This is a genomic window from Streptomyces pratensis, assembly GCF_016804005.1.
Lineage (GTDB): Bacteria > Actinomycetota > Actinomycetes > Streptomycetales > Streptomycetaceae > Streptomyces > Streptomyces pratensis_A.
Genome location: NZ_CP051486.1, coordinates 1,809,987 through 1,823,759, shown reverse-complemented (window position 1 = coordinate 1,823,759; position 13,773 = coordinate 1,809,987). Strand labels below are relative to the sequence as shown.

Genomic DNA, 13,773 nt, shown 5'->3' with positions numbered 1-13,773 from the left:
CCCATGTGGAGGTCCTGGGTGCGGAGACCGGGGGGCGGATGGCTCCCGCGCGAGGCGTGGGTCACCGACATCGGCATCGCGCTGCTGGTGCAGGCCGCGATGACCATGCCCTTCGTGGTTCCCCGCTCGGCCGGTCTGCCGCCGGCCACCTGGGCGTCGTACGGGCTGACGACGCTGACCGTGCTGCCGCTGGTGGCCAGGCGGCGCGCGCCGGTCGCCGTCCTGATCGCGGTGCTCGCGGCCGGTGCCCTGTACACGTTCACCGTGGACGGCCCGGGGCAGCCCCTGCCGTACACCGGGCTGGTGGCCTTCTACACGGTGGCCGAGCTGTCCCCGCCACGGCGGCGGCTGGCGGTCGCCGTGCTGGTGCTGGCGGCGGTCTTCCCGTCGGTGGCGTGGAACACGGGCGAGGCCAGGGAGCTGCTGTTCTCCCTGTTCGTGTTCGCCGCCTCCTACGCCTTCGGACGGTTCACCCACACCCGCAAGGCCTACATCCGGGCCATGGAGGACAGGGCACGGCAGCTGGAGGTGACCCACCGGATCGAGGCCGAGCGGGCGGCCGCCCGGGAGCGGGCCAGGATCGCCCGCGAGATGCACGACATCCTCTCCCACGCGGTGAGCCTGATGATCGTGCAGGCGGAGGCCGGTCCGGTGGCCGTGCGTACGGCGCCGGAACGCGCGGAGGCCGCGTTCGACGCCATCTCGGAGACCGGCAGGGACGCGATGGTGCAACTGCGCCGCATGCTCGGGGTGCTCCGGGAGGAAGGCCCGGCCGACGTGCGGGCGCCGCGTGCCCCGCAGCCCGCGCTGGCGGAGCTGCCGGATCTGCTGGAACGAGTGCGTTCCGGCGGGCCCGAGGTCACGTACACGGTGACGGGCCGGCCGCGGCCGCTGTCCGCGGACACCGAGGCCACGGTCTACCGGATCGTGCAGGAGGCGCTGACGAACGTTGTCAGACACTCCCACGCGAGCCGTGTGACGGTGGAGCTGGCCCACGCTCCGGCGGAGCTGACCGTCACCGTGACGGACGACGGCCGGGGGCCCGGCACCACCACCGGCCTGGGGCTGGTCGGCATCCGGGAACGGGCCGCGGCGCACGGCGGGAAGGCCACGGCCGGCGCGGGCCCCGGGGGCCGGGGGTTCCAGGTGCTCGTCGTCATGCCCCTTGTAACCTCGCCAGAGGGGGTGGGCAGTTGACGATCCGTGTGGTGGTGGCGGACGACCAGGAGCTGGTGCGCAGCGGCTTCGCGATGATCCTCGACGCGCAGCCGGACATCGAGGTGCTCGCCGAGGCGGGGGACGGCGCGCAGGCTCTCGACGCGGTGCGCGGGCTACGGCCCGACGTCGCGCTGCTGGACGTCCGGATGCCCGTCATGGACGGCATCGAGGCCTGCCGGGCGATCAGCGCCGTGAGTACCTGCCGCACGGTGATGCTGACCACTTTCGACTCGGACGAGTACGTCTACGAGGCGCTGCACGCGGGCGCGAGCGGTTTCCTCCTGAAGGACGTCCGGCGGGACGACCTGGTGCACGCGGTACGGGTGGTGGCGGCGGGCGACTCGTTGGTCGCGCCGTCCGTCGCCCGCCGGCTGATCGCGGAATTCACCTCACGGCCGTCTCCCGGGCGATCCGCCGCGGAGCCGGGGCTGCTGGACGCGCTCACCGCCCGTGAGCGCGAGACTCTTCTGCACCTGGCGCGGGGGCTCTCCAACGCGGAGATCTCCGCGGCTCTCGTGGTCAGCGAGCACACGGTGAAGACCCATGTGGGCAACGTGCTGTCCAAGCTCGGCCTACGGGACCGCGTCCAGGCCGTCATCTGCGCCTACGAGACGGGGCTCGTCGCTCCCTCGCCCGGGGGAGAGGCCTTGGCCGTCTCCCCCGCCCGGGTGAGAAGACCTCCCTCCCAGGACCCCTCGCTCGGGTGATCCGCCGGGGCCCCCGGATCAACAGGATGGAGCCGTCGAGCAGTTACGGACTTCATCTCCCCGGAGGCATCCGATGAACACACGCACCCGCGCACTCCTCGCCGCGGCCCTGGTCCTCGGCGTCGCAGCCGGGCCCGCCGCCCCGGCGGCCTACGCGAACGTCACCGCCGCGCCTGCGCACGCGGCCGGCGCGGACACACACGGCGTCCCCGAGGCGGATGCCGAAGCCCTCGGCGCGGCGATCTCCGGTCTGCCCGCCGACGACGCCACTGCCGCGCTCGTAAGGGTCGGCGGCACCGACGGCAGGTGGCGCGGCAGCTCGGGCGTGCACGACCTCGTCTCGAACCGTCCGGCCGACCCGTCGGCACGCTTCCGGGCCGGCTCGGTGACCAAGGTCTTCACCGCCGCCACGGTCCTGCAGCTGGCCGGGGAGCGGAAGCTGGACCTCGACCGGACGGCCAGGCACTACCTCCCGGATCTGATCCCGGCGGCGTACGGAGGGGTCACCGTCCGGCAGCTGCTCAACCACACCAGCGGCATACCCGCGCCGGATCTGCCCGGCGGCACCATGGAGGAGGCGTACGCCCACCGCTTCGACCCGCACACACCGCGCGGCATGGTCGCCTCCGCCACGGCGAAGGATCCCGAGTTCGTGCCCGGCCGCAGCCAGCACTACCTCAACATCGGCTACACCGTGCTGGGGCTGCTGATCGAGAAGGTGACCGGCGACCCGTACGCCCACCAGGTGGGCAAGCGCGTCCTGCGTCCGCTGGGGATGCGCTCCACGTCGTTCCCCGGCACCGACCCGGAGATCCGGGGACCGCACAACCACGGGTATCAGCTGTTCGCCGCCCCGGACGGTGGCACGGAACTGCGGGACGTGACGGTGTGGGGCACGACCGACGCCTGGGCTGCCGGGGACATCATCTCGACCACGGCCGATCTCGAGCGCTTCACCCGGGCGCTGTTCGCGGGCAAGGTCGTGCGCGGCCCCCTGCTGGAGGAGATGTTCACCCTGCCCGACGCCTCTGTGCGTACGTATCAGACGGGCGGTCCCGCCCAGTTCAGCGCGGGGCTGAGCGTACAGACCCTGGGCGGGCGTGAGGTGTGGGGGAAGTCGGGCGGCCGCTGGGGCTACAACACGTTGGTGGCGGCCACCCGCGACCTCTCCAGGACGCTGGTCTACAGCGTCAACTCCACCGATGCGAAGGGCAGAGAGATGAACGCCACGGCGAAGGACGTCGTCGTGGCGGCGTTCGGAGCCCCGCCGGCGGGATGACTCACGCCGGCACGGCCGCCTCCAGTCGCTTGATCATGCGGCGGACGACGAGCAGGGGGATGACCCCGAAGACTCCGAAGGACATGTCGATCACGGTCACCAGAAGGGGATGTCCCTGATCGGCCCGCAGATCAGGGCGAGCGGAATGATCCCGGCACAGGCGATCATGCCGAACTCGATCACCCAGATGTTGCGGACCGGGTCACGGTAGGGGCCGTAGAAGGCGACGGCGATGACGAGGTGGGCGAAGGCCAGCCAGTCGGTGCCGTACAGGACGAAGGGATGGTTCGCGTCGGCCTCGTCGAGGCCGGTGCGGACCCGGGTGATCCACTCCGTCAGGGCCGGGAGGTGCTCGGGCACGGGAGAGGCGGAGGACTTCAACAGGTCATCGGCCCAGCGGAGTTCGGTGACCAGCGGGAAGGCGGTCAGCCCGCTGAGCACCAGACAGACGATGAACACGACCAACCACACGCGTATGCGCCGCGAGAGGGCTCGCTCGCTCATGGCCGCAGCGTACGCCCATCATGAACACGTTCAAAAACAGGGTTCGGTCATGCGTCAGCGCGCCCCTGGCCGTACGCCGAGGAGGAACTTCGCTGAGCCGCGCCCAGGAGACATCATGGACACCACCCCACCGCCATCGCTCCTGGAGCAGCACCCGGTCGTGGCGAGCGTCAAGGACAAGGACGGTCTCGACGCCGTAATGCGATCCGACTGCCGCATCGTGTTCCCGCTCCATGTCCCCGCTCCACGGCACGCTCCTCGACCTGCCCACGACCGTGCAGCCGCCACCACCTCTGCCGGCGGACGTGTACCAGGATGTGTGCGGGACCACACCGACGCGATCTACCGGCGGACGTACGACATCTTCGACTGAGAGCCGTACCCCGGACCGTGGCGGTGGCCGACGAGCCTCTCGGCGTAACACCCGGCCGCACCGGTGGCCGGCGAGGGCCGGGATCACGAGGTGCTCCGACCCGGATCTCGGCGCCCCCTCGGGCATCACGCCCGCCGCCGTGTCCACAGGACACGACCGCGTGCTCAGGCCCCTCCGCCCCTGAGCACGCCGGCGGCCCCGGGCCGGAGCCCGGGGCCGTCGGAACGAGCAATACGGCTCAGCCGTCGAGCGACGTCATGACGTGCTTGATCCGGGTGTAGTCCTCGAAGCCGTACGCGGAGAGGTCCTTGCCGTAGCCGGACTTCTTGAACCCGCCGTGCGGCATCTCGGCGACGAGCGGGATGTGGGTGTTGATCCACACGCAGCCGAAGTCGAGCTGCTTGGACATCCGCATCGCACGGGAGTGGTCCTTGGTCCACACCGAGGAGGCCAGGGCGTATTCGACGCCGTTGGCGTACTCGACGGCCTGGGTCTCGTCCGTGAAGGACTGGACGGTGATGACGGGCCCGAAGACCTCGTGCTGGATGATCTCGTCGTCCTGCCGGAGGCCCGAGACGACGGTCGGGGCGTAGAAGTACCCCTTGTCGCCGACCCGGTGGCCGCCCGCCTCGACCTTGGCGTGTGCGGGGAGCCGCTCGATGAAGCCGCTGACCTGCGCCAGCTGGTTGGCGTTGTTCAGCGGGCCGTACAGCACGTCCTCGTCGTCCGGCAGACCGGTCTTCGTGTCGGCCGCGGCCTTGGCGAGCGCGGTGACGAACTCGTCGTGGATGGACTCGTGGACCATGACACGGGTGGCGGCCGTACAGTCCTGGCCGGCGTTGAAGTAGCCCGCGACGGAGATGCCCTCGACGGCCTTGGCGATGTCGGTGTCCTCGAACACCACGACGGGAGCCTTGCCGCCGAGCTCCAGATGGACCCGCTTGACGTCCTTGGCCGCCGACTCGGCGACCTGCATGCCCGCCCGCACCGAGCCGGTGATGGAGGCCATCGCCGGGGTCGGGTGCTCGACCATCGCGCGGCCGGTGTCACGGTCACCGCAGATGACGTTGAAGACGCCCTTGGGGAGGATCTGCCCGATGATCTCGGCGATCAGCACGGTCGACGCCGGAGTGGTGTCCGAGGGCTTGATCACGACGGTGTTGCCCGCTGCCAGCGCCGGGGCGAATTTCCACACGGCCATCATCATCGGGTAGTTCCACGGGGCGACCTGGGCACATACCCCCACCGGCTCACGGCGGACGATGGAGGTGAGGCCCTCCATGTACTCGCCGGCCGAGCGGCCTTCGAGCAGCCGGGCGGCGCCCGCGAAGAAGCGGATCTGGTCCACCATCGGCGGGATCTCTTCGGTGCGGGTGAGTTCCAGCGGTTTGCCGGTGTTCTCCGACTCGGCCGCGACGAGGTCCTCCGCGCGCTCCTCGAAGGCGTCCGCGATCTTCAGCAGGGCCTTCTGGCGCTCGGCGGGCGTCACGTCACGCCAGGCGGGGAACGCGGCGGCCGCGGCGGACATGGCGGCGTCGACGTCGGCCTGTCCGGAGAGCGGCGAGGTCGCGTAGACCTCTTCCGTCACCGGGTTGACCACGTCGATGGTCCGCCCGTCCGCGGCGTCCCGGAACTCTCCGTTGATGTAGTTGCGCAGACGGCGCACCTCGGTGGTCACAACCACCCCTCCTGTCGGCTGTCCGATGGGTGAGACTTCCACACTAAACCGTTGGGTGACGCTTTCGACATACCCACCCGCCGCGAACTTCGGATTCAGTTAGATTGGGCCTCTCAGACAACGAATTTCATCGATTCGGGCTTGCCAGACAGACGAGGCGCGGTGCAGAGTAGAGGCGTGGCCAGTCGCAGCGCAGACTCCAGGACCGGGAACGGATCGCCCCCAGCGGTCGATGCCGTATCCCTCGCAATCATCGAGCAGCTCCAGGAGGACGGGCGCCGCCCTTACGCCGCGATCGGCAAGGCCGTGGGCCTCTCCGAAGCGGCCGTACGCCAGCGCGTGCAGAAGCTGCTCGATCAGGGCGTGATGCAGATCGTCGCCGTCACGGACCCGCTCACCGTGGGGCTGCGGCGCCAGGCGATGGTCGGGATCAACGTCGAGGGTGACCTCGACCCCGTGGCCGGGGCCCTGTCGGCCATGGCCGAGTGCGAGTACGTGGTGATGACCGCGGGCTCCTTCGACCTCATGGTGGAGATCGTCTGCGAGGACGACGACCACCTGCTGGAGACGATCAACAAACGCATCCGCGCGATACCCGGAGTGCGCTCCACCGAGAGCTTCGTCTACCTCAAGCTCAAGAAGCAGACCTACATGTGGGGAACCCGATAGCCGTGAGCAAGGACCTGAGCCGAACCGCGTACGACCACCTGTGGATGCACTTCACCCGCATGTCGGACTACGAGAACGCGCCCGTCCCCACCATCGTGCGTGGCGAGGGCACCTACATCTACGACGACAAGGGCAAGCGCTACCTCGACGGCCTCTCCGGCCTCTTCGTGGTCAACGCCGGACACGGCCGGCACGAGCTCGCCGAGACGGCGTACAAGCAGGCGCAGGAGCTGGCCTTCTTCCCGGTGTGGTCGTACGCCCACCCCAAGGCCGTCGAGCTCGCCGAGCGGCTCGCCCACCACGCGCCGGGCGACCTCAACAAGGTCTTCTTCACCACCGGCGGCGGCGAGGCCGTGGAGACGGCCTGGAAGCTGGCCAAGCAGTACTTCAAGCTCAAGGGCAAGCCGACCAAGTACAAGGTCATCTCGCGCGCCGTGGCCTATCACGGCACCCCGCAGGGCGCCCTGTCGATCACCGGCCTGCCCGCGCTCAAGGCCCCGTTCGAGCCGCTGGTCCCCGGCGCCCACAAGGTGCCCAACACCAACATCTACCGCGCGCCGCTCTTCGGCGACGACCCCGAGGCGTTCGGCCGCTGGGCCGCCGACCAGATCGAGCAGCAGATCCTCTTCGAAGGACCGGACACCGTCGCCGCGGTCTTCCTGGAGCCCGTGCAGAACGCCGGCGGCTGCTTCCCGCCGCCGCCCGGATACTTCCAGCGGGTGCGCGAGATCTGCGACCGGTACGACGTGCTGCTCGTCTCCGACGAGGTCATCTGCGCGTTCGGCCGTCTCGGCACGATGTTCGCCTGCGACAAGTTCGGCTACGTACCGGACATGATCACCTGCGCCAAGGGCATGACCTCGGGCTACTCCCCCATCGGCGCGTGCATCATCTCCGACCGGCTGGCCGAGCCGTTCTACGAGGGCGACAACACCTTCCTGCACGGCTACACCTTCGGCGGCCACCCCGTCTCGGCCGCGGTCGGTCTCGCCAACCTCGACATCTTCGAGCGCGAAGGCCTCAACCAGCACGTCCTGGACAACGAGAACGCGTTCCTGACGACGCTGCAGAAGCTGCACGACCTGCCGATCGTCGGCGACGTCCGTGGCAACGGCTTCTTCTACGGCATCGAGCTGGTCAAGGACAAGGCCACCAAGGAGACGTTCACCGACGAGGAGACCGAGCGCGTCCTGTACGGCTTCCTCTCCAAGGCGCTGTACGAGAACGGCCTCTACTGCCGGGCCGACGACCGCGGCGACCCGGTCGTCCAGCTCGCGCCGCCGCTGATCTCCGACCAGTCGACCTTCGACGAGATCGAGGGCATCCTCCGCGGTGTCCTGACGGAGGCCTGGAAGAAGCTCTGACTGTCCTCCGGCCACCGGAGAACACCGTCACGAAAGTCGTTTCATACGGTCTACACGGCCCGGATGCACCCGTTCGAGTGAGAAGGGGTGCATCCGGGCCGTGTGCTGTCCCGACACCCCGGTCCGGCTGCCTAGCGTGCCGAGTGACCGATCGGCCTCTTTTTCGTTGAATCCGTCCCCCCGTACGGGGGACAGAAAACTGATCCGAACCGAGGTGTACGCCATGGTGGCCCCGCCCGACAACGACGTGATCTGGGCACGCTCCCTGCACCATTCCCACAACGGAACACCGGGGCTCGCCGGTGTCTCCCTCGGTGTCCGCGACGGCGAGGTCCTCGCCGTGACCGGGCCCCGCGGATCCGGGAAGACGACGCTGCTGCACTGCCTCTCCGGCCAGCTGGTGCCCGAGCAGGGCGAGGTCTGGTTCAACAGCGTGCCCGTGCACACCATGGGTCCCCGGCTGCGCGAACAGCTCCGCCGGGACAGATTCGGCTGGATCGCGGCCGAGCCCCAGCTCGTGCCCGAGCTCAGCACCTGGGAGAACGCGGCACTGCCGCTGCTGCTGCGAGGGGTCTCGCACCGGGCGGCGAAGAAGGCGGCCACCGAGTGGCTGGAGCGCCTGGACATCGGCCCGCTCGCCAGGAAGCGGCCCCACGCCCTGCTCCAGTCGCAGCGCCAGCGGATCTCCGTGGCCCGGGCGCTCACCGCGTCACCGTCCGTGATCTTCGCGGACGAGCCGACCGCGACGCTGCACCACGCCGAGCGCGCCCAACTCCTTCGCACTCTCACCACGGCGGCGAGGTCCCACGGGATCACGGTCGTGCTCGCCACCCATGACGCGGAGGTCGCCGCACTCGCCGACCGGGTGGTCAGCATGCTGGACGGCCGCCGCGTCACCACGGTCTCCCTGCCCGCCGCGTCCGATACGGAAGGCCGCTCGGCGTGCTCGCTCTCCGTCTGACCCGCGGCTCGCACCCTCTGGTCCTCATGCGGCGTCTACTCCTGGCCGCCGCATCGGCCGGGGTGGGATTCCTGCTCCTGTGCACCCTGGGGTACGCCTCCGGGCACCCGGCGAACGCATCGACCTCCGTACCGCGGCTGCTGTGGTGCGCCGTCCCGCTCGCCGCGACCGTCCAGTTCGCGGTGGCGGTCGCGCGCACGGATCCGAGCACCCGCCCACGGCCCGGGCTCTTCGCCGCGGGTCTCGGGCCTGCCCGTCTCGCCGTTCTGGCGACGATCTCGACGGCGGTGTCCACGACGCTGGGGTCGGTGGTGGCGCTGCTCTTCTTCCTCCATCTCCGCGGCGATCTGACGGGGCTGCCCTTCGACGGCGGTGCGGCCGAGTTCCTCGGCGCGGGCACCCCGCTGCCCCTCGGCGCGGCTCTCACCCTGCTGGCCCTGGTTCCGCTGGCCTCGTCCGCGGCCGGCGGACTCGCGCTGCGCTCGAGGCCGGTCGCGCCGTCCGACGCCCAGGAGGCCGAGGAGGACCTCGCGCCCGCGCCGACGCCGACCGGGCTGCCCTGGGGGGTCGCACTCACCGCGGCCGGGCTCGCGGTCGAGGCGTACGCGAGCCGCGGATCGGCGGGCAATCCCTTCCCGCTGCCCGGCCGGCTGGACTCGGCCCCCGCCGCCGTGCTCGCCGGCTGGACCCTCACCGCGATCGGCCTGGCCATGGCGGGGCCCGGCCTCACCCATCTGTGCGGACGTCTGCTCCAGTCGGTGCGCCCGGGAGCCGTACGGCTCCTGGCGGGCCGGGTCCTGATGGACGAGGCGGTCCGGATCGGACGTCCGCTGGGCATCGTCTGCGCGGTGCTGTCCGGGGTGATCGCGGCGTCCGTCCTCTACACCGGCGGCCCCCGCCCCTTCGGCCCGCTCACCGCGCTGGGCGCCGTACTCGTCCTCGGCTGCACCACCGCGACCCTGCTGACCACGGCGCTGGAGGCCAAGCAGTCACGTGCCCGTACGGCCAGGACCCTGCTGCGGCTCGGCGCCCCGGCGACCGCGCTCCGCGGCGCCGCCTCTCTGCGCGCCCTGGTGCTGCTGGCCGCCTTCGCCCCGCTGACCTGGGCGATCGCGGAGCTGGCAGCACTGCCTCTGACGGGGTGACACCCGCCACCAAGCCGGTACGTAGCATGGCGGCGTGGAGAAAACGGACGAGTACACGTACGCGCCAGGCGTCGAGATCGAGACGCTCACCGCATTCGACCAGGCAGTGGCGGCCGGATCCCTCGCCGGCCACCGCGTCCAGGCCGTCGACCTGACGGACCGGGGCGACGCGCTGCTCACGACCGACACCCGGGGGGCCGTCTTCCTCGGCTGCCGCATGGAACCCCGCGCGGAGGCGAAGATACGCGCGGACGGGGCCTTCGTCTTCCCGCCGGTGCCGGGCCTTCCCTTCGACCCGTACCGAGGGCTGCTCTACACCCCCGACGCGCTGTACGAGGGCCTGACGGACGGCGGTTACGGGGCGACGCCGGACTCGCGGGCGTACGGCTGGTTCCAGCTGACCAAGTCGAACGGTGACGTCTTCGCCTCGATGCTGCGGGCGCTCCACGACGACGCGGTCTCCGACGCCCTGGACGAGCACCTCGCCGGGGCCCGCGTGGTGGGTGTGATGGGCGGCCACGCCATGGCACGCGGCTCCGGGGCCTACCACGGCGCGGCCCTGCTCGGCAGGGAGCTGGCCCGCGGCGGCCTCACCGTGGCGACGGGCGGCGGCCCCGGTGCCATGGAGGCGGCCAACCTCGGCGCGTACGCGGCCCCGCACTCCGACGCGATGCTGCTGAAGGCCTGCGAACTGCTCGCCTCGACGCCGTCGTTCGACCCGTCGGTCACCGACTGGGCGAAAGCCGCCTTCGCCGTACGGGAACGCTGGCCGGACGGGGGCTCCTCCGTCGCGATCCCCACGTGGTTCTACGGCCACGAACCGCCGAACGCCTTCGCGGACCACATAGCCAAGTACTTCGCGAACGCCGTGCGCGAGGACGGCCTGCTCGCCTGCTCCACGGCCGGAGTGATCTTCCTGCCGGGCGCGGCCGGGACCGTGCAGGAGATCTTCGACAACGCCACGCCCAACTACTACGAGTCGCGTTCCGCGCCCACACCGATGGTGCTGGTGAACCGTGCGCACTGGACGGAGAAGCTGCCGGCCTGGCCGCTGCTGAGCGCGCTCGCGGCGGGCCGGGCGATGGAGTCCCGTATCGCCCTCGTCGACACGGTGGAGGAGGCGGCTCCGGCGCTCGCCCGGCTGACGGGCTGACCGGGGCGGCGGTGGGTTCAGCCGGCGCCGAGCAGGGCGTCGAGGGCGTCGAAGAACGCCTCCCAGCCGTCCTCGGCCGCCGCGTACTGCTCGGGCGTGAGGTTGCCGCCGCGCTGCCGGAAGACCATCTCGGTGGACTTCCGGCTCCTCTCGGTGAAGGTGACGGTGACGGTCTCGCCCTCGGTACCGGGGGGCGCGCTCCTGTCCCTCAGCGTGAAGACGAGCCGCTCGGGAGCTGACACCTCCCGGTAGACGCCGTGGAAGGGCATCTCCGCGCCGGGCACCACCATGACCAGGCTCCACTCACCACCCGGCGTGACATCCATCGACACCCGGTCGAGCGGCACATCGGCGTCGCCCCCGTACCAGGCGGCGAAGTCCTCGGGTACCGTCCAGGCTTCGAAGACGCGGTCCCGTGGCGCCGCGACGACACGGGTGATGTCGATGCCCTCGCGCGCCGACTGCGACATGGCCCCTGCCCCTTCCGGACGATTCCGTGTACAGGGGACCACGCCACGGGAAGGCCCGCCAGCCGGTCGCACGAACACTCCCACCCGCTCGGCACGGACCCGTTGCCGCCCCCCGCTCCCCTGGTCGGCGGCGCCCCCGTCGACCGGCCGCTCCCCTGTCGGCCGCAGCGCGGGCGTCGCCCTCAGGGGCGCGAGGAGCAGGGCCGCCACCGCGGGCACGTCCATGCCGACCACGGAGCGGACCGTCCCCGTCGCGCACGGCATCGGGCCCGCCCGGGTGACCGGTGGGGACGGACGGCTCCCGTGCGGCCACCTCGAGGAGGGCGATCCCCGGGCCCGCCGCCTGCGGGCCGACGCGCGTGGTGCGGCAGGGCATCGCCGAGAGGCCGGCCGCTGCGAAGACCCGGGCATCGTGGACCTGCGGCCCCCGCACACCGGTGGTGCGGGTGGGTGGGGGGCGGCACCGCCGTCCGCACGCCGGTGGTGCGGGCAGGGGGGGCCGGCACCGCCGTCCCTCCGCGGTCGATCCCGCGCGCCGGCAGTGGCCGTCCGGTGCGCCGCGGGCCCTTCACGGCGTCATCGCCGCCCGCCGCGCCGGCAGCACGGCTAAGCCGGGAGGGAGAAGCCCTCGGGCGGCGAGCCCTCGACGAACAGCATCCCCACCAGGACCTTGCCCTCCCGTATCTCCATGGCCCGCCGGTACTCGGGGGAGCTGTACCACTGCCTGATCCGGTCCATGTCGGGGAACTCGATCACCAGTAACCGGGCGGAGTCCCAGGTGCCTTCGACCGGCTCGGGCGTGGGGCCCGCCACCAGGTACCGGCCACCGTGGCCGAGCACGGACCTCTGGGCCACGGAGGCATAGGACAGGGCGGCCTCCTCGTCGAGCACATCGGCGTTGACGATCACGTAGGCGGGCATGCGATTCCTCGTTCCTCGGGTACGGCTTCGCCGGGGTCACGGTACAGACGGCTGGTCACCGCCTCGCTGTTCGACGGCGGGCGACGCGGCCGGGTGGTGGGGCCGCGCCCCCTTCCCACCTCTTCGATCTCTACCATGTCCTCACGCCGCAGTGGGGCACCGGCCGAAGCAGGCCAGGACGAAGTGATCCGACCGGCGATCGGTATCAACAGGGCAGAGACCGGGGTGCCTTGGCGGGAAGGCCGGACGCTTCGGATTCCGGGAAGAGCGCGTACGGGCGCCACCGGTCGGGGTGGTCCGGCCGCCTAGCGGGCCGGGGGAAGGACGACCGTCTCAGCCTGGTCGAACGTCACGCCCACGACGGAGCCCTCCTCCGGGGTGTCCCGCAGACCGCACTCCGCCTCCAGGGACGGCCCGTCGCCGGGATGCAGGATGACGGTGACATGGTGGCCGCGGAAGGTGCGTACGCCGACCGTGCAGCGCAGGCCCTCCTTCGGGCCGCCGATCCGCACACCGCCCGGCCGCACGAGCAGCTCGCAGTCGCCCTGGGGCGAGCCCTCGGGCACCGGTACCTTGCCCCAGACCGTCGCGGCGGCCGTGCCCGTGACCGTGGCGTCCACCAGGTTGTCGAATCCGAGGAAGCGGGCGACGAAGGCCGAGGCGGGGTGCTGCCAGACCTCGAGCGGGGTGCCTGCCTGGGCGATCCGCCCGTCCCGCATGACCACGACCCGGTCGGCGAGCGCGAAGGCCTCGCCCTGGTCGTGGGTGACGGCGAGCACGGTGGTGCCCAGCCGGCCGAAGAGGGTCCGCAGTTCGACGACGAGCCTTTCGCGCAGGCTCCGGTCCAGCTGCCCCAGCGGTTCGTCCAGCATCAGCAGCTTCGGGCGGGGGGCCAGGGCCCGGGCGAGGGCGACGCGCTGCTGTTCACCGCCGGACAGGGCGGCGACGGCCCGCCGGTCCGCCCCCGGGAGGCCGACCAGGTCGAGGAGTTCACCTGCCCTGCGGTCACGCTCGGCGCGGGGGACGCCGTGCATCCTCAGCCCGAAGGCGACGTTGGCGCCGACGTCCCGGTGCGGGAAGAGCTGGTGGTCCTGGAACATCAGGCCGAGTCCGCGCCGGTGTACGGGCAGCCGCGCCTGGTCGGTGCCGTCCAGGAACACCCGTCCGCCGTCCAGCGGCTGCAGCCCGGCCACAGCCCTCAGCAGCGTCGACTTGCCGCTGCCGCTCGGCCCCAGGACACAGACGATCTCGTGGTCCGCGACATCCAGGTCCACGGCGTCCAGTGCGGTCCGCTTCCCGAACCGGACCGTGGCCGACTCCACTGCCAGCAT

General features: G+C 71.3%; 13 protein-coding genes and 1 pseudogene. 9 read left to right on the top strand and 5 right to left on the bottom strand.

The annotated features are described in order from the left end of the window. Positions 1 to 3 precede the first annotated feature (3 nt). From HED23_RS08165 to HED23_RS08155, 3 genes are all read left to right on the top strand, one after another. Positions 4 to 1,197, top strand: coding sequence for a sensor histidine kinase (locus HED23_RS08165; RefSeq protein WP_203182734.1), 1,194 nt, complete (start codon positions 4 to 6; stop codon positions 1,195 to 1,197). Continuing rightward, on the top strand, positions 1,194 to 1,925 hold the full coding sequence (locus tag HED23_RS08160) for a response regulator (protein WP_203182733.1): 732 nt from the start codon (positions 1,194 to 1,196) through the stop codon (positions 1,923 to 1,925). The genes HED23_RS08165 and HED23_RS08160 overlap by 4 nt, the downstream gene beginning before the upstream one ends. Positions 1,926 to 1,998: 73 nt before the next feature. Then, entirely contained in the window at positions 1,999 to 3,204 is a 1,206-nt protein-coding gene (locus HED23_RS08155; protein WP_203182732.1) for a serine hydrolase domain-containing protein, read from the top strand. A 1-nt stretch (position 3,205) separates the two neighbouring features. On the opposite strand, the pseudogene HED23_RS08150 reads toward HED23_RS08155, so the two are convergent. Beyond that, positions 3,206 to 3,708 (bottom strand): annotated as a pseudogene (locus tag HED23_RS08150) (hypothetical protein). Between the two features lie 115 nt (positions 3,709 to 3,823). Between HED23_RS08150 and HED23_RS08145 the strand changes: the two are divergent. Next, positions 3,824 to 4,081 (top strand): hypothetical protein, encoded by a 258-nt coding sequence (locus HED23_RS08145; protein WP_203182731.1) that lies wholly within the window; start codon positions 3,824 to 3,826, stop codon positions 4,079 to 4,081. Positions 4,082 to 4,319: 238 nt separating this feature from the next. On the opposite strand, the gene HED23_RS08140 is transcribed toward HED23_RS08145, so the two are convergent. Next, positions 4,320 to 5,759 carry a gamma-aminobutyraldehyde dehydrogenase gene (locus tag HED23_RS08140; protein ID WP_203182730.1) on the bottom strand — a complete coding sequence of 480 codons (1,440 nt, stop codon included), beginning with the start codon at positions 5,757 to 5,759 and terminating at the stop codon, positions 4,320 to 4,322. A gap of 162 nt (positions 5,760 to 5,921) precedes the next feature. Here HED23_RS08140 and HED23_RS08135 point away from each other — a divergent pair, with 162 nt between their 5' ends. From HED23_RS08135 to HED23_RS08115, 5 genes are all read left to right on the top strand, one after another. Then, positions 5,922 to 6,428: an Lrp/AsnC family transcriptional regulator gene (locus HED23_RS08135; protein WP_203182729.1), complete on the top strand. Its 507-nt coding sequence runs from the start codon at positions 5,922 to 5,924 to the stop codon at positions 6,426 to 6,428. Next, positions 6,413 to 7,792 carry an aspartate aminotransferase family protein gene (locus tag HED23_RS08130; protein WP_203182728.1) on the top strand — a complete coding sequence of 460 codons (1,380 nt, stop codon included), beginning with the start codon at positions 6,413 to 6,415 and terminating at the stop codon, positions 7,790 to 7,792. The genes HED23_RS08135 and HED23_RS08130 overlap by 16 nt, the downstream gene beginning before the upstream one ends. 223 nt (positions 7,793 to 8,015) lie before the next feature. Beyond that, complete coding sequence (locus HED23_RS08125; protein WP_203182727.1) at positions 8,016 to 8,753, top strand: ABC transporter ATP-binding protein; 738 nt, start codon at positions 8,016 to 8,018, stop codon at positions 8,751 to 8,753. After that, positions 8,735 to 9,898, top strand: coding sequence for a hypothetical protein (locus HED23_RS08120; RefSeq protein ID WP_203182726.1), 1,164 nt, complete (start codon positions 8,735 to 8,737; stop codon positions 9,896 to 9,898). Before HED23_RS08125 ends, HED23_RS08120 begins: the two co-directional genes overlap by 19 nt. A gap of 34 nt (positions 9,899 to 9,932) precedes the next feature. Next, on the top strand, positions 9,933 to 11,051 hold the full coding sequence (locus HED23_RS08115) for an LOG family protein (protein WP_203182725.1): 1,119 nt from the start codon (positions 9,933 to 9,935) through the stop codon (positions 11,049 to 11,051). A gap of 17 nt (positions 11,052 to 11,068) precedes the next feature. Here the strand turns inward: HED23_RS08115 and HED23_RS08110 are convergent, their stop codons facing one another. The 3 genes from HED23_RS08110 to HED23_RS08100 all read right to left on the bottom strand — a co-directional run bounded on the left by HED23_RS08110 (position 11,069) and on the right by HED23_RS08100 (position 13,773). Beyond that, a complete protein-coding gene (locus HED23_RS08110) occupies positions 11,069 to 11,521 on the bottom strand; it encodes an SRPBCC family protein (RefSeq protein WP_203182724.1) in 453 nt (150 codons plus the stop codon). Positions 11,522 to 12,127: 606 nt separating this feature from the next. After that, positions 12,128 to 12,442 (bottom strand): DUF1330 domain-containing protein, encoded by a 315-nt coding sequence (locus tag HED23_RS08105; RefSeq protein ID WP_203182723.1) that lies wholly within the window; start codon positions 12,440 to 12,442, stop codon positions 12,128 to 12,130. A 305-nt stretch (positions 12,443 to 12,747) separates the two neighbouring features. Then, complete coding sequence (locus HED23_RS08100; RefSeq protein WP_203182722.1) at positions 12,748 to 13,773, bottom strand: ABC transporter ATP-binding protein; 1,026 nt, start codon at positions 13,771 to 13,773, stop codon at positions 12,748 to 12,750.